Source organism: Caballeronia sp. GAWG1-1 (assembly GCF_023631465.1).
GTDB lineage: Bacteria > Pseudomonadota > Gammaproteobacteria > Burkholderiales > Burkholderiaceae > Caballeronia.
In genome coordinates this window covers 202,733-221,955 of record NZ_JALQDB010000025.1, presented here as the reverse complement: position 1 = coordinate 221,955, position 19,223 = coordinate 202,733, and the positions used below count along the sequence as shown (strand labels likewise).

The following is a 19,223-nucleotide window of genomic DNA, read 5'->3' as shown; positions in this document are numbered from 1 at the left end:
CGACATGGAAGAGCAACGCCTTTACATCGGCGGCGCATACGTCGATGCCACGAGCGGCGAAACCTTCGTCACGCTCGATCCCGCCACTGGTGAATCCATCGCGCACGTCCAGCAGGCGTCGCAAGCGGATGTCGATCGCGCCGTGCGCGCAGCACACGAAGGGCAACGCGAATGGGCCGCCATGACCGCGATGCAGCGCTCCCGCATCTTGCGACGCACCGTCGACCTGCTACGCGCGCGCAACGACGAACTCGCCGCACTCGAAACGCGCGACACCGGCAAGCCGATTGCGGAGACGCGCGCCGTGGATATCGTCACCGGCGCGGATGTGATCGAGTATTACGCGGGACTCGCGACGGCCATCGAAGGCACGCAGATACCGCTGCGCGAATCGTCGTTCGTCTATACGCGACGCGAGCCGCTTGGCGTGTGCGCGGGCATCGGCGCATGGAATTATCCGATCCAGATAGCTTGCTGGAAGTCTGCGCCCGCGCTCGCGGCCGGCAACGCGATGATCTTCAAGCCAAGCGAGATCACGCCACTCACCGCGCTGAAGCTCGCGGAGATTTATACCGAAGCGGGCGTGCCCGCCGGCGTCTTCAATGTGGTTCAAGGCGATGGCCGCGTGGGCGCCATGCTCGCGGAACATGCGGGTATCGAGAAGATATCGTTCACGGGCGGCGTGCAAACCGGCAAGAAGGTCATGGCGCATGCGGGCGGCTCGACGCTCAAGGAAGTGACGATGGAACTGGGTGGCAAGTCGCCGCTCATCGTATTTCACGACGCCAATCTCGAACGCGCCGCCGACATTGCCATGAGCGCGAACTTCTTTAGCTCGGGACAGGTATGCACGAACGGCACGCGCGTGTTCGTCGAGCGCGGCGTGATCGAACGCTTCGAAGCGCTGGTGCTGGAGCGCGTAAAGCGTATTCGCATTGGCGCGCCGGATGATCCGCGCACCAACTTCGGCCCGCTTGCAAGCGCGGCGCAACTGCATAAAGTGCTCGGCTTCATCGAAAGCGGCAAGCGCGAAGGCGCGCGACTTATCGCCGGCGGCGCGCGCATGAGCGATGGTGCATTCGCGCGCGGCCAGTATGTCGCACCGACCGTGTTTGCCGATTGCCGCGACGACATGCGTATCGTGCGCGAGGAAATCTTCGGACCGGTGATGAGCATTCTTGCCTTCGACGACGAAGACGAAGTCATCGCGCGCGCGAACGATACCGAATACGGACTTGCGGCGGGCGTGGTCACGGAGAACATATCGCGTGCGCATCGCGTGATTCATCGGTTGCAAGCGGGTATCTGCTGGATCAACACATGGGGCGAATCGCCCGCGGAAATGCCCGTGGGCGGCTACAAGCAATCGGGCGTGGGGCGCGAAAACGGCATAGTGACGCTCAATGCCCACACGCGCATCAAGTCCGTGCAGGTCGAGCTCGGGCCTTATCAGCCCGTGTTTTAAGGAGCTTTCGATGAGCGCGATGGAATACGACTACATCATCGTGGGCGCGGGATCGGCGGGCAACGTGCTTGCCTCGCGTCTCACCGAAGACGAGGACGTGACGGTGCTGCTGCTCGAAGCGGGCGGCCCGGATTATCGCTTCGACTTTCGCACGCAGATGCCGGCGGCGCTTGCTTATCCGCTGCAAGGGCGGCGCTACAACTGGGCGTATGAAACCGAGCCCGAACCGCATATGAACGATCGTCGCATGGAATGCGGACGCGGCAAGGGACTCGGCGGATCGTCGCTCATCAACGGCATGTGCTACATACGCGGCAATGCGCTCGACTACGACAACTGGGCCATGCGGCCGGGTCTTGCAAACTGGAGCTATCTCGACTGTCTGCCGTATTTCCGCAAAGCGGAGACACGCGATATCGGTGCGAACGATTATCACGGTGGCGACGGTCCCGTTCATGTCACGACCAGCAAACCCGGCAACAATCCACTCTTCGCGGCGATGGTCGAAGCAGGCGTGCAGGCGGGTTATCCGCGTACGGACGATCTCAACGGCTATCGGCAAGAAGGCTTTGGACCGATGGATCGTACCGTGACGCCGAACGGAAGGCGCGCGAGCACGGCGCGTGGTTATCTGGATCACGCGAAGCATCGCGGCAATCTCAAGATAGTTACGCATGCAACTACTGACCGTGTGTTGTTCGCGGGCAAGCGCGCGTCTGGCGTGGCTTATCTGCATGGCGCGCAACGCGTGCGCGCGCATGCGCGGCGTGAAGTGCTCATATGCAGCGGCGCCATTGCTTCGCCGCAATTGCTGCAGCGTTCCGGTGTCGGGCGTTCGAGCTGGCTCAGGGAACTCGAGATTCCCGTGGTGCACGATCTGCCGGGAGTCGGTGAGAATCTGCAAGATCACCTCGAGATGTACATGCAATACGAATGCAAGGAGCCGGTCTCGCTTTATCCCGCGCTGCAACTGCGTAATCAGCCTGCTATCGGGCTCGAATGGCTTCTGAAGGGCACGGGCATAGGCGCTAGCAATCAGTTTGAGGCGGGCGGTTTCATCCGCACGCGCGATGACGATCCGTGGCCGAACATCCAGTATCACTTTCTGCCGGTGGCGATCAATTACAACGGTTCGAATGCCATCGAGATGCATGGGTTTCAGGCGCATGTCGGGTCGATGCGATCGCCCAGCCGTGGACGCGTCAAGCTCACGTCACGCAACCCGCACGCGCATCCGGGCATCCTCTTCAACTACATGGCCGATCCGCTCGACTGGCGCGAGTTCCGCGATGCGCTTCGCATCACGCGCGAGATCATGCAGCAGCCGGCGCTCAGCAAATATCGCGGACGCGAGTTGAATCCCGGCGCAGAGCGCATGAGCGACCGGGATCTGGATGCCTTTATCCGCGCGAAAGCGGAGACCGCATATCACCCGTCGTGCTCGTGCAAGATGGGTTACGACGATATGGCCGTGGTCGATGCCGAAGGACGCGTGCACGGCATGGAAGGCTTGCGCGTAGTGGATGCGTCGATCATGCCGCAGATCACGACGGGCAATCTCAACGCGCCGACCATCATGCTCGCGGAAAAGATCGCGGATCGCATTCGCGGGCGCGAAGCCTTGCCACGCGTCGAGACGCCGTACTTCGTGGCGAACGGCAAGCGCGCGCGCGACAGCGGCTGGTTGCAGAAGGAACTGGTCGAGCGTGCGAAAAGTGACGTGACGAGCGACTCCGCCACCTCGCGCATCTGAGCATTTCCAGAGAAACCTCCTCCGAGCCGAACTCTTCGGCTCGATAACCGGCGGCGACCTTTGCATCCGACGCATGGTTTTCCCTAGTGCCTCGTCTTCATCTCAATTATTACGATCGCAGCCCATTCGTATTCCGAATCGTTCCCGTCGCCGTACCGAATGGAAATAAATGTGACGGCGAAAGCGAAGCATGGCGTCGCGGCGAACAAGGCCGCTAGCGCGTGCGAATACACAGCGACCACGAAACGTTGCGAATCGCCGTCGAACGAGCAGGTAACATGCCGCGCTCGCAGAACGAAGTGCGCATCAGCGTGCCCGCTTCCGACGCGCGCCGTGCTTCATGCACGAATGGCACGGGGATCATTGAGCGCACCGAACAGGGTTGGCTACATCTGACCTTTAACATCAACATTTGATCAACACTTTTAAACTGAAGGACCGAAGTAGCAATGCAAGTCTCAAAGCTTCAATCCACGCGCGCGCTTGCCATCGCGTGTCTGCCGCTCGCAGCGGCGGTCGTGTCCGCATCGGCGGCAGCGCAGAGCAGCGTCACGTTGTACGGTGTAGTCGATAACGCCTTCGCCTATGCCAGCAATCAGCGCGGCTCGTCGAACGTGTATATGTCGCAAGGCAGTTTGCAGGCGAGTAAGTTTGGCCTGCTGGGCGCGGAAGATCTCGGCGGCGGCACAAAAGCCGTGTTTCGTCTGGAGAGCGGCTTCAATTCCCTGAACGGCGCAGCGGCAAGCTCCGCGGGCATGTTCAATCGACAAGCCTATGCCGGTCTCTCCAACGACCGTTACGGAACGCTGACGCTCGGGCGGCAATACACGCCCTACTTCAATCTCGTCGGCGCGCTCGGTCCGACCAGCGCGCTCACGGGCGCGACCGGCGCACATCCCGGCGATGTCGATGCGCTCGACACCACACTGCGCTTCAATAACTCGGTCTCGTATGTCTCGCCGAACATCGCGGGTCTGACGCTCGCCGCACAAGCCGGGCTCGGCGGCGAAGCCGGCAGCATTGCGAGCGGCTCCAACCTCAGCGCGGCGTTGCGCTACGACTTCAAGCCCGTCTCGATCGCAGCGGGTTATGTGCACCTTAAAGACGTCGCGACGAGCAGCGCCATCGGCAGCTTCGCCAACAATTCGCCGGTCAACAACGGCTACGCCACGTCGGGCGGCGTGCAGATGATCGCCGCTGCCGCGCGCTACACGCTCAAGGACCTGATGGTGGGTCTGAACTATTCGAACGTGCAATACGCACCGGGCGCGCACTCATTGTTCTCGGACGAAGCCGTGTTCAACTCGTACGGCGCGATTGCGTCGTATCGTTTCACGCCTGCTTTCGCCGCAGCGGCGGGCTACAGCTACACACGGGCCAGCAAGTCGAACGGCGTGAATGACCCGGCGCGTTATCAACAGATTTCGCTGGAGCAGACGTATGCTTTGTCCGCGCGCACCACGTTCTACGCGTTGCAGGCTTATCAGCACGCGAGCGGTCAGTCTTTGATCGCGAATGGCGCGGGCCGTGTGAGAATTTCGGATGCAGTCGCGGTGGTCGGCGATTCGCAGAACACCACGCCGTCGTCCGGGCCGTCGCAGTTCATCGCGATGATCGGCATGCGGCACGCGTTCTGACGCTCACTTCAGCGCATCAACGCAAGGTCCAGTTTCGGGCAAAGGCTTCGAAACTGGCAACTTGCGCGGACTGCCACGCAGCGTCGCGGCCGAGTTCCTGAGCCATGATGCGCGCCACTTCGGGCGCCGCCGCACGTGCTGCGGCGGCATCCAGAAAGAGCGCGCGATTACGGCGCGCAAGCACGTCTTCGACCGAACGCGCCAGCTCCGCGCGCACCGCGAAACGCGTTTGCGCTTCGGTCAGGCCGCCTGCTTCGACGAGCAACGTGTCCGCGCCCGGCAATCGTTCGACGATCCCCGCATCCGAACCGTAGTACCCGCTTTGCACGCCCGTTGCGCCATGCAAGGGCAACGAGCGCGTGCGGCATGGCGCAGCCGCCAACAGACCGTTTGCAATGGCCAGATCGACCACTTGTTCCGCCATCAGTCGATACGTCGTCCACTTGCCGCCCGTCACCGTGATCATTCCGGTGGAACTCGATTCGATCGTATGCTCGCGCGACAGCGCCGCCGTCGACGCGCCGCTATCGCCCTTCACGAGCGGACGCAGGCCGGCCCACACGCTCAAGACATCGTCGCGCGTCGGTTTGAGCGAGAGATAATCTGCCGCCGAACTCAGGATGAAGTCGATCTCCGCGTCGCTTGCACGCGGTTCGAGCGGCACGTCGCTCTGCGGTGTATCCGTCGTGCCGACGATAGTCTGCCCATGCCACGGCACCACGAACAGCACACGGCCGTCTTTCGTCTTCGGCACGAGAATGGCGTTATCGCTTTTGAGGAAGCGGCCGGGCAACGTGAGATGCACGCCCTGACTCGGCGCCACGATGGGACGCGCGCGGGGATCGTCCATTGCGCGAATGGCATCCACCCAGACGCCGGTTGCGTTGACCACGCAGCGGGCGCGCACTGAGAAGGCATCGCCCGTTTCGGTGTCTTCGAAGGCAATCCGATGCGTCCTGTCCTCGCGATCCACCTCGATACCGCGCACTGCCGCATTGTTGAGCGCGATGCCGCCGAGATCGAAAACCGTGCGCGCGAGTGCAATGGCGAGGCGCGCGTCGTCGAACTGGCCGTCATAGTAGAGCGTGCCGCCACGGAGCGCACGGCCCTGCAGATTGCCGGCGAGCATGGGCGCCTTGTCGTGCGTTTCGCGCAGACCGAGACCACGACTCGGCGCGAGATTCAATGCGCCCGCAAGCCGGTCGTAGACCTTCAGGCCGGCGCCGTAGAACAGCTTGTCGGTTAAGCGGTAAGCGGGCACGACGAAACCCAGCGCGTTCACCAGATGCGGCGCATTGCGTGCAAGCAGGCCTCGTTCATGCAAAGCCTCGCGCACGAGCGGGATGTTGCCTTGCGCGAGATAACGCACACCGCCGTGCACGAGCTTGGTCGCCTTACTCGACGTGCCCTTCGCGAAGTCCCGCGCTTCGAGCAGCAAGGTGCGATAGCCGCGCGACGCGGCATCGACAGCCGTGCCTAGACCGCTCGCGCCGCCGCCGATCACCACGATATCCCAGCACGCGGTCCGGTCGATTTCGCGCAGGAGCGTCGCGCGATCGGGCGGCGTGATCGCCTGCATGTCAGGCTGCGCGGGATGCTTGTTCATCGGGGAAATCCCGCGCGCGTGGCCGATCGAACAACATGGCGCGGGACTGGTTGCCGCTTGGGTCCGGGCAAGAATAAACGTGTCATACGCTGGCTTTGTCCCGTCTCTCGCCGATTTTCGTTTTGAAGTGAGATGTTCGTTTTTTTACATCGTACCATCGGCCTTCGGGATCATCGGTGTGGGCCGCGCCGCGACTCCTCACTCCCGAGCCGAAACCAGCACCCCGCTCCCTTCCACCACCTCCGCCTCCGAAACCAGCGTCTCCAGCGCGAGCCCGCGCGTCTCGATCCCAAGAATCCAAACCGCCGACGCCGCCACCACAAAACAGGCGGCGCCCAGCGAAAAGACTCCGCCCTGTCCGAAGACCGGCAACACGACGCCAACGACATAAGGCCCGATCAACGACCCGACACGCCCGATCGCCGATGCAAACCCCGACCCCGTCGCGCGCGCGCCGGTCCCATACAACTCTGGCGTATAGGTATAAAGCACGGCCCACATCGCGAAGAGGAAGAACTGCATGGCAAGTCCCGCGCAGATCAGGAGCGTCGGCGTTTCGGCATGCAACGCGGTTTGGCCATACAAGTACGCCATCAACCCGCTACCCAAAAGCGATGCGATGCAAGTCGGCTTGCGTCCCCACCGTTCCACGAGCCACGCCGCACACAAGAAACCCGGCACGCCGCCAAGCGAGATCAGCACCGTATAAAGCACGGACTTCGTCACGGCAAAACCGGCCTGTTGCATCAACGCGCCGAGCCACGACGTCAATCCATAGAAGCCAAGCAACGCAAAGAACCAAAGCGCCCAAACCATGATCGTGCGACGCCTGTATGCCGCACTCCAGATCTCACGAAACGCTCCGGAGCCCTTCCTGACAGGCGGTTCCGCCAGCATCGAAGGCGCAGGCAACGCACGCAAGCCGCTAGCCCTCATGACCTTCGCCTCGACTTCATCGAGCACGCGATCCGCTTCTTCGATACGTCCGTGATGTTCGAGCCATCGCGGCGACTCGGGCACCACGCGCCGCACGATCAGCACGAACACCGCGGGTATTGCGAGCAACGCAAACTCGGTGCGCCAGCCAAACTGCGGCAACACGAAGTACGACACCACGCCCGACGCGATGAATCCCAGCGGCCAGAAGCCATCCATCAACGCAATCAGTCTGCCGCGTGACGCCGTCGGCACGAACTCGGAGAGCAACGTCTGCGCGATAGGAAACTCCATTCCCATGCCGATACCAAGCAGCACGCGATAGAAGATCAACGCATCGACGGAATGCGCCGTCGAGCACAGGTACGACGCCAGTCCCCACAGCACCATGCTCCACTGGAACACGGGCCGGCGTCCGAAGCGGTCCGCAAGCAAGCCCGCGACGGCCGCGCCGAGCACCATGCCGAAGAAGCTTGCGCTTGCAACGAGGCCCGCAGTCGCGGTCGACAAACCGAACTCCGTCTTGATCGAACCGAGCACGAAGGTCATCGTGCCGAGGTCCACCGAATCGAAGAAAAACGCAACGGCAATGATGATGAAAATGGTGCGGTGATACCCGGAGAACGGCAGGCGTTCTAGCCGTGCAGCAGCGCTCGCGCGCGATTGCGTGGCGGTGGACATGTCATCCCTCTCTCGATGCGGCGCTAACCGCGTGGACGTGGCGTACGGAAGTAAAAGCGTTTTCAGTAGACGCCGACATAAATCCGCAACATAGAAGATTCGCGTCATCGGGATGGAACGTACGCGTCATGCGTCATAGCGTGCGCGCGCCGCCGCGGCAATACGCATGAGCGCATCAACGCTGAGCCTTGCAGCGATGGCCTTCACGTACTCGTGGTGACGCGCATCGAGCGGCGCGTCGAGATACTGCGCATGCAGATAGCGAATCAACGCAATCCGCCGATGCTTCAACGCAATGCTGCGTTCGAGAAGCGCGAGCGCCGCGTTCGCATCGCGCTCCTTGACCGCGCGCTCGGAAAGCAACGCCGCCGTGTCGCGCGATGAAGTCATCGTCGTGAAGGTCAGGAAGCTTGAAGCGCGGCTGCGTTCTGTGCGCGCCACGCGTCGAAATCGGCACGACGCCAGTCGAGTTCCAACGCAAGACGGCGCGTGCCTTCGCGAATCTTGGGCTTATGCAACGCGAGCGTGAGACCGTCGAGCGCGGGCCATTCATCGAAGGAGAAGGCGGCGATTTCCATCGCGAGCGTTTCGAGCAAACGCGTATGCGGCTTCGTTTCGAGAAACGCACTCACGCGGTCGCACCACGCTTCGTAATCGATAAGACCATCCGTCGATTCATGCGGCGTGCTTCGATAGCGCAGGCTTGCATCGATAGCAACCGGCTGCGGCGCACGATGCTCATGCTCGTACAAGCCGACGCGCGTCGTCACCATCAGTTCATCGACGACGACGCGCCAGCCCTGTCCGCCCATGGCAAGCGGTTCGAACGGCTTCATGCGAGCAAGGGCTCGGCGGCATCGAGCATGATCTTCACGAAGTAGTCCGCGAAGCTGCGGCGGATGATCAGTTCGAAGCGGTCACCGCCCAACGGCACGAGCGTGAGCGAAGCCTTGAAGTAATGACTCTGCGCGCACTGGCCTTCGCCGAATACTTTCGGATGCAGGTCGAGCGGGCATCCGCGTGAAAGGACATCGCGCGTGCGCGGCCCATCGATTTCGAGCACCGTATAGCCGCTGCCGATATCCACCGCTGCCGCGAACGCGCCCTTGAACGCGTCGCGCAACTTCGCTTCGAGCGGCGCGGGGCGTGCGGCATCGTGCGCGGTCAGTGAGCGCACGAGCCATTCATCGGGGCCGAGCCACAGCATGTCGTAGCCATTGCCGCGCGCGGTGGTGTTCGGTTTGTCGGGCGGCGCGCAGCCAATCACGCTTTGCACGGCCTGCACGAAGGCCGCATCGCGCGTATCGCCACGCACGTTGACGAGTTGGAGAAACGGCCGCTCGGAAAGACGAAACGCTTTCGGCGAGCCCGCCTGATGCGCCTTCAGCAACGCATCCGCGCCGACGAGCGGTGACTCCTGCCACACCCCTTGTCCAACCGTGACGCGATCGACGACCGTCGAGGAACCTCTGGTTTCATTCCACATGCTGACGTGCTCCTTCGCTGTCGTAGAACACCGAACTGGTGATTTTTGCGTTGATCTGCTTGCCGCTCGAAAGCGGAATGGTGACCGCCTCGCCGATCTTGTCGAGACCGCCCTTCACCACGGCAAGCGCAATCGAGCGCTTCAAAATAGGGCTGAAATAGCTCGATGTGACATGACCGAGCATTGGCGCCGAGTCGCCCTGGAACGGACCCGCGACGATCTGCGAGCCTTCCGGAATGACAAACGAAGGATCGTCCGAGAGCAGACCGACGAACTGCTTGCGTCCCGGCTTGGCGGTGTCCGAACGCGTGAGCGAACGCTTGCCGATGAAGTCCTTCGACTTCGCGACTAGCCCGCCCATGCCGAGGTCGTAAGGCGTCATCGAGCCATCCGTATCCTGGCCGACGATGATGTAGCCCTTCTCCGCACGCAACACGTGCATGGTTTCGGTGCCGTAGGGCGTGATGTCGAATTCCGCGCCCGCTTCCATGATGGCTTCCCACACCGCGCGTCCGACATTGGCCGGCACGTTCACTTCATACGCGAGTTCGCCCGAGAAGCTGATGCGCATCACGCGCGCCGATGCACCCGCCACCGTGCCCTCGCGATAGCTCATGAACGGGAACGCGGCATTCGCGAAGTCGATGTCGTGACACACCTTTTGCAGCACCTTGCGGCTGTTCGGTCCCACGACCGCGAACGTGGCCCAGTGATCCGTCACGGAGGCAAGCCGCACGCGCATGTCGGGCCATTCGGTTTGCAGCCAGCGTTCGAGCCACGTGAGTACGCGCGCCGCGCCGCCCGTGGTGGTCGTCATCATGTAATGCTGGTCGGCCAGGCGCACGGTCACGCCGTCGTCGAAGATCATGCCGTTTTCGTCGAGCATGAGACCGTAGCGGCACTTGCCGACTTCGAGCTTGCTCCACGGATTCGTATAGACCCAGTTCAGCAACTGAGCCGCATCCGGGCCTTGAATGTCGATCTTGCCGAGCGTCGATGCATCGAGAATGCCGACGCTTTCGCGCACTGCGAGCGATTCGCGCGCGACTGCCGCGTGCATGTCCTCGCCCGCCTTCGGGTAGTACCAGGGACGCTTCCAGTTGCCGACATCCTCGAACGCGGCGCCGTTCTGAACGTGCCATTCGTGAACCGCCGTCTTGCGCACCGGATCGAGAAACTCGCCCAGTTCGCGGCCCGCGAACGTGCCGAAGGAAACCGGCGTGTAGTTCGGGCGGAAGGTCGTCGTGCCGGTCTCGGGAATCGTCTTGTTCAGAGCTTGCGCGAGAATCGCCATGCCGTTGATGTTGCCGAGCTTGCCTTGATCGGTGCCGAAGCCCATCGCCGTATAACGCTTCACGTGCTCGACCGATTCGAAGCCTTCACGCGCCGCGAGAAAGATGTCGGCGGCGGAGACGTCGTTTTGGAAGTCGATGAACTGCTTGGGGCCGCGCGTCGCGAGTTCGCGTCCACCGACGAGCCACAACGGCAACAACGGCGCTTCCGTGATCTCGGCCACTTGCACCGGATTCGGCCGCGCGACGATAAGCCCTGCCGCGCGCGCTGCGTCGGCGCCCGCATCGAGTGCGAAGCGGATGCCGCGCGCCAGCGAGAACTCGCCCGCGCATGCGCCCACGCTGCTTTCCAGTTGCATGGCCTTGCCGGGGACGAAGCAGGCTTTATCCTCGTGCCAGTGCGCCTTGCCGCCCGATTGCGCGAAGAGATGCAACACGGGACTCCAGCCGCCCGACATCGCCACGAGGTCGCATTGCAGGTCGGACTGCTTCGCGCCGACTTGCCCCTTCGCATAAGCCGCGACTTCCACTGACGACACGCGCAGCTTGCCGTGCGCCGCCGTGATGACCGCATCGTTGATGACACGCACGCCATAGCGACGCGCGGCAGCAGGCAACGCGCCTTTCGTTTCCGCCGGCCGCGGATCGACGACCGTGACGTCCGCGCCGGCCGCCTTCAGATCGAGCGCGCATTGATACGCGTCATCGTTGTTGGTGAACACGACCGCGCGACGTCCCGGCAACACCGCATAGCGATGCAGATACGTCGATATGGCGGAAGCCATCATCACGCCCGGCAAATCGTTGTTGCCGAACACGACAGGCCGCTCGTGCGCGCCCGTCGCGAGAATCACGCGCTTGGCGCGCACCTTCCACAGCAGTTCACGCGTGCCCTTGCGCAACGACACCGGCAGATGCTCGGTCAGACGCTGCGTGATGGTCACGAGGTTGTGATCCTGATAGCCGAACGCCGTGCTGCGCGAAAGTACCTTCACGTCGGGCATTTTGCGCAGTTCGGCTTCGATCTTCTGCACCCATTGCAGCGCGGGCTTGCCATCGATCTCCGCGCGGCACGAGAGCAACGAGCCGCCGAGTTCGCTTTGATCGTCGACGAGAATCACGCGCGCGCCCGACAAACCCGCCGCATGCGCCGCCGCGAGTCCCGAAGGACCGCCGCCGACCACGAGCACGTCGCAATGCGCGAAGCACTTGTCGTAACGATCCGCGTCGCGTTGCTCGGGCGCCTTGCCGAGACCCGCTGCATCGCGAATCACATCTTCGTACTTCGGCCAGAATTTGCGCGGCCACATGAAGGTCTTGTAGTAGAAGCCCGCTGGAATGAAGCGCGCGATCTTCTGATTCACGGCCATGCGATCGTTCTCGATGCTCGGCTTCGCATTCACACTCGTCGCGACGAGTCCCTGATATAGCTCGATTTCGGTGGCACGCGCATTGGGCACCGTGTACGCGCCGGTTTCCAACTGCACGACGGCATTCGGCTCTTCCACACCTGCCGTGACGATGCCGCGGGGCCGGTGATACTTCCAGCTACGCGCAACGAAATGCTGGCCGTTGGCGAGCAGCGCGGAGGCAAGCGTATCGCCTTGAAAACCCTGGTACGACTTGCCGTTGAAGGTGAACGTCAACGCAATCGCGCGGTTGATGCGTCCACCCGCGCCGAGTCGGTCTTTCTGGCTCATTTCGACGTGCCTCCGTTATTCGTGTCCATCACGGCAAGCGGACGGTCGAACGTCTCGTAGCCCTGAATCTCGTATGAAACCGTATCGCGTTGCGCCTTGAACCAGCGGCGGCAGCCTTGCGCATGCATCCATTGCTCGCGATGCTTGCCGCGCGAGTTCTTGCGCATGAAGAGGTAATCGCCCCATTCCTTGTCGGTGAGCTTGTCCGTTTCGAGCGGGCGCGCGATATCCGCTTCGCCGCCGCAGGAAAATTCGCTTTCGGCGCGCGGGCCGCACCAGGGGCATTCGATCAGCAACATGTTCCTAACTCCCTAAAGTGCGATTAGTGCGCCACGGCAGCCGCGCCGTGTTCGTCGATCAGATGACCCGTATAGAAGCGCTCCAGCGAGAACGGCGCATTCAGCGCATGCGGCTCGTCTTTCGCGATGGTGTGCGCGTACGCCCAGCCCGAGCCCGGCGTCGCCTTGAAGCCGCCCGTGCCCCAGCCGCAATTGAAATAGAGGCCCTTTACATCCGTCTTGCTGATGATCGGGCAAGCATCCGGCGAGACATCGACAATGCCGCCCCACTGGCGATTCATGCGCACACGCGAGAACACCGGGAACATTTCGACGATAGCCTCCAGCGTGCCTTCGATAATCTGAAAACTGCCGCGCTGCCCGAAGCCCGTGTATTGATCGACGCCCGCGCCGATCACGAGATCGCCCTTGTCGGACTGGCTGATGTAAGCGTGCACCGCGTTCGACATGACGACCGTGTTGACCACCGGCTTGATGGGCTCGGAAACGAGCGCCTGCAGCGGATGGCTTTCGAGCGGCAGACGCACGCCGGCCATATCCGCAAGGGATGTCGTATTGCCCGCCGCGACCACCGCGACCTTCTTCGCCTTGATGAAACCCTTGGTGGTATCGACGCCCGTGACTTGGCTGCCGTCGCGCCGAATTCCCGTGACCTGACAGTTCTGGATGATGTCCACGCCCGCCTGATCCGCGCCGCGCGCAAAGCCCCACGCCACGGCATCGTGACGCGCGACGCCGCCGCGCCGTTGAATCGACGCACCCAACACCGGATAGCGGCTATTGAGATTGATAGTCGGCTCGATTTCCTTGATCTGCGCGGGCGTGAGGAACTCGGCATCGACGCCATTGAGACGGTTGGCGTTCACGCGGCGTTCGGTATCGCGCACGTCCTGCAGCGTATGCGCGAGATTCATCACGCCGCGCTGGCTGAACATGACGTTGTAGTTGAGGTCTTGCGAAAGGCCTTCCCACAGCTTCATTGCCTTTTCGTATAAAGCCGCAGATTCGTCCCACAGATAGTTCGAGCGCACGATCGTCGTGTTGCGCGCGGTATTGCCGCCGCCTATCCATCCCTTCTCCAGAATCGCGACATTCGTGATGCCGTGTTCCTTCGCCAGGTAATACGCCGTCGCAAGACCATGCCCGCCGCCGCCGACGATCACCACGTCGTATTCGCGCTTGGGCTCGGGGCTTCGCCACTGGCGCTCCCAGTTCTCGTGATACGACATGCCGTTGCGCAAGAGGCTGAAGATCGAATAGCGGGTCATGGTGTTTCCTTTCCTTCGTGACGTACTGAATTCAGCATTCGATGACGTTGACGGCCAGTCCGCCGCGCGACGTCTCCTTGTATTTCGTTTTCATATCGGCGCCGGTTTCGCGCATGGTCTTGATGACCGAATCGAGCGAGACGTAATGCTGGCCGTCGCCCTTCATCGCCATGCGCGCGGCGTTGATGGCCTTGATCGCGCCCATCGCATTGCGCTCGATGCAGGGAATCTGCACGAGGCCGCCCACCGGGTCGCAGGTCATGCCAAGGTTATGTTCCATGCCGATTTCGGCGGCGTTTTCGACTTGCGCGGGCGTGCCGCCCATGACCGATGCCAGCGCGGCGGCGGCCATCGAGCAGGCCACGCCCACTTCGCCCTGGCAGCCCACTTCGGCACCCGAGATCGAAGCCGTTTCCTTGTAGATGATGCCGATGGCGGCTGCCGTAAGAAGGAAGCGCACGATGCCATCGTCGTTCGAGCCGTGCATGAACTTCACGTAGTAGTGCAGCACGGCGGGGATCACGCCCGCTGCGCCATTGGTCGGCGCGGTGACGACGCGGCCGCCCGCCGCGTTCTCTTCGTTGACGGCCATTGCATAGAGGTTGACCCAGTCGAGCATCGAAAGCGGATCGCGCAACGACTCTTCGGAACGAAAGCGCAGTTGCGACGAAAGATCCGCCGCGCGACGCTTGACGTGCATCGGTCCCGGCAACTCGCCGCGTTCCTTGCAGCCGCGCTCGACGCATGCCGCCATCACGCGCCACACGGCGAGCATGCCCTCGCGCACTTCCTGTTCGCTGCGATTCGCGCATTCGTTTTGCAACGTGATATCGGCGATAGACAGACCTGTCTCCTTGCACACGCGCATGAGATCGTCGCCGGTGCGAAACGGATACGGCACGCTGCCGCCCGCGCGCAGTCCGTTGACGCGATCGCCTTCGCGATTCACGACGAAACCGCCGCCGACCGAGAAGTATTCTTTCTCGACGAGCAGCTGGCCGTTCTCGTCGAACGCCTGAAAGCGCATGCCGTTCGGATGCACGATGCTCGATCCCGGCGCACCCGGCATCAGCTTGCGATAAAAGCCGATGTGTTCGCGCTCTTCGAACGCGACCGCATGCTTGCCGAGCAACATCAGGCGCTTCGTCTCGCGAATTTCTTTGAGGCGCGGCGCGATCAGGTCGGGATCGATCAGATCGGGCAGATTGCCTTCCAGGCCGAGCAGCACGGCCTTGTCGGTGCCGTGGCCCTTGCCGGTGGCGCCGAGCGAGCCGAACAGTTCAGCGCGCACCCGCGTGACGAAGCCAAGCAGATTCGCGTCCTCGATGTGCGAGGCGAAGCGGCACGCCGCGATCATCGGCCCGACGGTATGCGAGCTGGAAGGACCGATGCCGATCTTGAACAGATCGAAAACGCTGACGTTCATGTGCATTCCTGGTTGGATCATGGGCCGCTTGCCCACCTTTCGCGACTGTGCTCATTGCACCAAACCGCAAATCCGTCCGATAGAACAAAAGCGGCATCGAAATGGGATGGCGGCGTCAGCGCGCGGGAACGCTCGCCCCAATGACGGATTTACCAAGGTTCATGACGTTTGATCGAAAGTCGCCGCATGAGTCCGCCACGCGAACGCGCGCGGTAGCAGAGCATTTCGAGGTTGGCGCGTTTTTGCGCAGCTTCGTTGCAGATCGCGGGATTTTTGAGACTGATCCTACGGGCCGAAAGAGGACGTCTCGGTATATTCCCTAAGTCCGTGAGCGGCCACCCTTCAAGGCTTGACGCGTCGCTCGTTTCCCTGTTGTTCCTTCGTCTTCTGTATCCATGCAAAGCTCTGCTCTTCCCGATCAGTTCTTCAAATCCTGGACTCTTGCTTTCATTGTCGGCGCCGCGGTGGTCGGCTTGCTTCAGGCCATCGACATCATTTCTCCCGAACACGTTCTCACGCGCGAAGCGCCCACCTGGGCCGCGTTGATGATCGCGTGTTGCGTCGATCCCGCCTTGCGTTACTTCGGCGTATTGAAGGCCGAAGTCGAACAGCGCTGGGCCGACTACACCGTCGCAAGCCTGCTCGGTCGAACCACCGGCGCACTCGTCGGCTCGGCGTTCGCCTGGGCCATCGCCGTGCTGGGCAACTAGTCTTCCTTCAGGGCCGCCGTATTGCGGCCCTTCTCATTTCTGACCATGCGCCCGTGCTCCACGCACGAGTGATATGCTCGCGGCATACTTCCAGGCCGCCGCACTTCACGCGCATGAACCCCGCAGAATCGCTTCCGCCGCTTTCCATCGACGGTCAATCCAAATCGCGTATTCGCTTCGGCATCGTGCTGTTGCCGAACTTCACGCTGACCGCGTTCTCCGGTTTCGTCGATCTCTTGCGCCTTTCCGCCGATGAAGGCGATTTCAGCCGCCCCGTGCGCTGTTCGTGGAGCGTGATTGGCGAGACGCTCGCACCCGTGCGCGCAAGCTGCGGCATCCAGATCACGCCGTGGGAGACTTTCGATCAGGCCGAGCACTTCGATTACGTCGTCGTGGTCGGCGGTCTCTTGCACTCGGGGCCCTCCGCAAGCGATGCCACCTTGCAGTTCATCCGCCGCGCCGCCGCGCTCGATGCAACCATCGTCGGCATGTGCACGGGCGTGTTCTCGCTGATGCGTGCGGGCGTGCTGGAAGGGCATCGAATCTGCGTGAGCTGGTTTCACTACTGGGACTTCGTCGAACGCTTTCCGCACGTGGATGAGCAGGCGCTCGTGGCGGACCGGCTCTTCGTGATCGACAGGCGGCGCATTACGTGTTCGGGCGGACGCGCATCCATCGATGTCGCGGCGGCCATCCTGCTGCGTCACTTCGAGACCGCGACGGTGCAAAAGGCATTGCGCATTCTCCTCGTCGACGACATGCAGAAGGGCAACGCGCCTCAGCCGCATCCGCCGGGACTTGCGCCGGCGACGCATCCCAAGGTCAAGCGCGCCATTCTGCTGATGGAACAGCACGTGGGACGCTCGCTCACGCTCGACGAACTCGCGCACAAGCTTGACCTTTCAACGCGTCAGCTTGAACGTCTGTTCAAGGCGGAAACCGGCAAGGCGCCGCAAGCCTACGCAAAGCAAGTGCGTTTGCGCACGGCGGCGTGGCTGCTCACGAGTTCGGACAAGACGGTAGCGGATATTGCATCGAGTTGCGGCTTTTCCGATGCCTCGCATCTCGGCCGCGAATTCCGCAAGCAATACGGTCTTCCGCCGATGATGTATCGTGAACAAGGCGGCTCTGGCAACGCCGAAGAAGAGAATCAGACGCTGGACTACGACGAGACTTTCCCGGGCCGCGCACAGGCGATCTAACACGATCTATCCACGTTATCCGCGGCTTACAACCCAAGGAGGAACGGCATGGAGAACCACGGTTATTCGAAGGAAGAATGGGCGCTGCGTTGCGATCTGGCGGCGCTCTACCGCGTGATTGCGCATTTTCGCTGGACCGACATGATCTTCACGCACATCAGTGCGCGCGTGCCGGGGCCGGAGCATCACTTCCTCATCAACAAATACGGCGTGCTCTTCGACGAGATGCGCGCGTCGGACCTTGTTTTGATCGATAGCGAAGGACGCGCGGTGGATCCGGCGGCGCGGGATTATCCGGAGCAATTTCTCGTCAATCCGGCGGGCTTCACCATTCACTCGGCCATTCACATGGCGCGACACGATGTCGTGTGCGTCGTGCATACGCATACGGCGGCGGGCGCGGCGGTATCGGCGCAAAAACAGGGGCTTTTGCCGATCAGCCAGCATGCGCTCAAGTATTACGGGCACATTGCTTACCATGACTATGAAGGCATTGCGCTCGATCTCGCGGAACGTGACCGGCTCGTCAACGATCTCGGCCTGCATAACGCGATGATCTTGCGCAATCACGGGCTGCTCACTTGCGGCCCGTCGATTCCCTCGGCGTTTCAAGAGATGTATTTCCTCGAACGCGCCTGCGAGATTCAACTGCGTGCGCTCGCGGGCGGCGGCGAGCTGAATCTGCCTTCGCAGAAGGTTTGCGAAACGACTGCCGCGCAGTATCGCAGGGACGAGTCGGAAGGGATCATCGCGCTGCAATGGCAAGCCGCCTTGCGCATGATCGAGGGCGGCAAGACGGACTATCGCACCTGACCTTCAGTTGCCGGCGACATAAGCCTTCACCGCCGGCAACCCGTCCTTGCCATCGAAGGTTTTGACACCTGCGAGCCATTTATCGAGCACCGCGGGATTCTGCTTCAACCACTCGCGCGCGGCCTTGTTGGCGTCGGTTTTGTTCATGATCGGCAGCATGACGTGATTCTCAATGTCCGTCGTGAACCGCAGGTTCGATACGAACTTCGCGACATTCGGGCAACGTGTGTCGTAATCGGTCGGCGTCACGGTCAGCACGCGCGCTTCGCCGTAGTTGGGGCCGAAGACATCGTCGCCGCCCGAGAGATAATCGATCTTCATCTGCACGTTCATGGGATGCGGTTCCCAGCCCAGAAACACTATCGGCTTCTTGTCGCGAATGGCGCGATTCACTTCGACAAGCATCCCCGCCTCGCTCGATTCAACCAGCTTGAACTTTCCGAGCCCGTACTGATTGCTGTCGATCATCTTCTTGATGAGCGCGTTACCGTCGTTGCCCGGCTCGATACCATAGATCTTGCCGTCGAGCTTGTCGTAGTTCTTCGCGATATCGCTGAACGTCTTGATGCCGCCGTTGTACGCGTATTCCGGCACCGCGAGCGTGTACTTTGCACCGATGAGATTCGGCGTCGGCAGCACCTTCACCTGATTCGCTTTCTTGAACGAATCGATCATCGGATCCATGGTCGGCGACCAGTAGCCGAGGAACACGTCGATCTGCTTGCTCTTCACGCCAGCGAAGGTGATCGGCACCGATGCGATCGTTTTCGTCGGGCTATAACCAAGTCCCTGCAGGACCGTCGATGCAAGCCCGGTGGTCGCGGCAATGTCGGTCCATCCGACATCGGCGAAACGCACGTTCTTACATGCAGCGGGTTCGGCCGCATTCGCAGCGCAAGTTACCGCGAAAGCAAACGATGCGATCCACGAACGATTCATGCCTTATCTC

At 61.9% G+C, this 19,223-nt stretch carries 17 protein-coding genes; 7 read left to right on the top strand and 10 right to left on the bottom strand.

Annotated elements, in window-relative coordinates; all coding sequences use genetic code 11:
• Positions 1-4: 4 nt before the first annotated feature.
• From betB to NCT03_RS15445, 4 genes are all read left to right on the top strand, one after another.
• Entirely contained in the window at positions 5-1,465 is a 1,461-nt protein-coding gene (betB, locus tag NCT03_RS15460; protein ID WP_250493042.1) for a betaine-aldehyde dehydrogenase, read from the top strand.
• A 10-nt stretch (positions 1,466-1,475) separates the two neighbouring features.
• Positions 1,476-3,218, top strand: coding sequence for a choline dehydrogenase (gene betA / locus NCT03_RS15455; RefSeq protein WP_250493041.1), 1,743 nt, complete (start codon positions 1,476-1,478; stop codon positions 3,216-3,218).
• A 278-nt stretch (positions 3,219-3,496) separates the two neighbouring features.
• The gene (locus tag NCT03_RS15450) at positions 3,497-3,634 is read left to right on the top strand and encodes a hypothetical protein (RefSeq protein WP_250493040.1); all 138 of its coding nucleotides are present in this window, start codon (positions 3,497-3,499) and stop codon (positions 3,632-3,634) included.
• A 33-nt stretch (positions 3,635-3,667) separates the two neighbouring features.
• Positions 3,668-4,855, top strand: a complete 1,188-nt coding sequence (locus NCT03_RS15445; protein ID WP_244829031.1) for a porin — start codon at positions 3,668-3,670, stop codon at positions 4,853-4,855.
• Between the two features lie 16 nt (positions 4,856-4,871).
• Here NCT03_RS15445 and NCT03_RS15440 read toward each other — a convergent pair whose 3' ends face one another.
• From NCT03_RS15440 to NCT03_RS15400, 9 genes are all read right to left on the bottom strand, one after another.
• Positions 4,872-6,461 (bottom strand): glycerol-3-phosphate dehydrogenase/oxidase, encoded by a 1,590-nt coding sequence (locus NCT03_RS15440; RefSeq protein ID WP_250493039.1) that lies wholly within the window; start codon positions 6,459-6,461, stop codon positions 4,872-4,874.
• A gap of 198 nt (positions 6,462-6,659) precedes the next feature.
• A complete protein-coding gene (locus tag NCT03_RS15435; protein WP_244829029.1) occupies positions 6,660-8,078 on the bottom strand; it encodes an MFS transporter in 1,419 nt (472 codons plus the stop codon).
• A gap of 126 nt (positions 8,079-8,204) precedes the next feature.
• Entirely contained in the window at positions 8,205-8,468 is a 264-nt protein-coding gene (locus NCT03_RS15430) for a hypothetical protein (protein ID WP_244829028.1), read from the bottom strand.
• 11 nt (positions 8,469-8,479) lie between these two features.
• On the bottom strand, positions 8,480-8,914 hold the full coding sequence (locus tag NCT03_RS15425) for a dihydroneopterin aldolase (protein WP_250466413.1): 435 nt from the start codon (positions 8,912-8,914) through the stop codon (positions 8,480-8,482).
• Positions 8,911-9,564, bottom strand: a complete 654-nt coding sequence (locus NCT03_RS15420) for a sarcosine oxidase subunit gamma (protein ID WP_250466411.1) — start codon at positions 9,562-9,564, stop codon at positions 8,911-8,913. The genes NCT03_RS15425 and NCT03_RS15420 overlap by 4 nt, the downstream gene beginning before the upstream one ends.
• Entirely contained in the window at positions 9,554-12,556 is a 3,003-nt protein-coding gene (locus tag NCT03_RS15415) for a sarcosine oxidase subunit alpha family protein (protein WP_250493038.1), read from the bottom strand. The genes NCT03_RS15420 and NCT03_RS15415 overlap by 11 nt, the downstream gene beginning before the upstream one ends.
• Positions 12,553-12,855, bottom strand: coding sequence for a sarcosine oxidase subunit delta (locus NCT03_RS15410; RefSeq protein WP_244829024.1), 303 nt, complete (start codon positions 12,853-12,855; stop codon positions 12,553-12,555). The genes NCT03_RS15415 and NCT03_RS15410 overlap by 4 nt, the downstream gene beginning before the upstream one ends.
• 23 nt (positions 12,856-12,878) lie before the next feature.
• Positions 12,879-14,123, bottom strand: coding sequence for a sarcosine oxidase subunit beta family protein (locus NCT03_RS15405; RefSeq protein ID WP_244829023.1), 1,245 nt, complete (start codon positions 14,121-14,123; stop codon positions 12,879-12,881).
• A gap of 31 nt (positions 14,124-14,154) precedes the next feature.
• Positions 14,155-15,549, bottom strand: a complete 1,395-nt coding sequence (locus NCT03_RS15400; RefSeq protein ID WP_250493037.1) for an L-serine ammonia-lyase — start codon at positions 15,547-15,549, stop codon at positions 14,155-14,157.
• A gap of 395 nt (positions 15,550-15,944) precedes the next feature.
• On the opposite strand from NCT03_RS15400, the gene NCT03_RS15395 reads away from it, so the two are divergent.
• The 3 genes from NCT03_RS15395 to NCT03_RS15385 all read left to right on the top strand — a co-directional run bounded on the left by NCT03_RS15395 (position 15,945) and on the right by NCT03_RS15385 (position 18,274).
• On the top strand, positions 15,945-16,259 hold the full coding sequence (locus tag NCT03_RS15395) for a hypothetical protein (RefSeq protein WP_250466403.1): 315 nt from the start codon (positions 15,945-15,947) through the stop codon (positions 16,257-16,259).
• Between the two features lie 113 nt (positions 16,260-16,372).
• The gene (locus tag NCT03_RS15390; RefSeq protein ID WP_244829020.1) at positions 16,373-17,461 is read left to right on the top strand and encodes a GlxA family transcriptional regulator; all 1,089 of its coding nucleotides are present in this window, start codon (positions 16,373-16,375) and stop codon (positions 17,459-17,461) included.
• 48 nt (positions 17,462-17,509) lie between these two features.
• Positions 17,510-18,274, top strand: a complete 765-nt coding sequence (locus NCT03_RS15385) for a class II aldolase/adducin family protein (protein WP_250493036.1) — start codon at positions 17,510-17,512, stop codon at positions 18,272-18,274.
• Positions 18,275-18,277: 3 nt separating this feature from the next.
• Here NCT03_RS15385 and NCT03_RS15380 read toward each other — a convergent pair whose 3' ends face one another.
• Positions 18,278-19,213 (bottom strand): choline ABC transporter substrate-binding protein, encoded by a 936-nt coding sequence (locus NCT03_RS15380; protein WP_250466400.1) that lies wholly within the window; start codon positions 19,211-19,213, stop codon positions 18,278-18,280.
• Positions 19,214-19,223 lie beyond the last annotated feature (10 nt).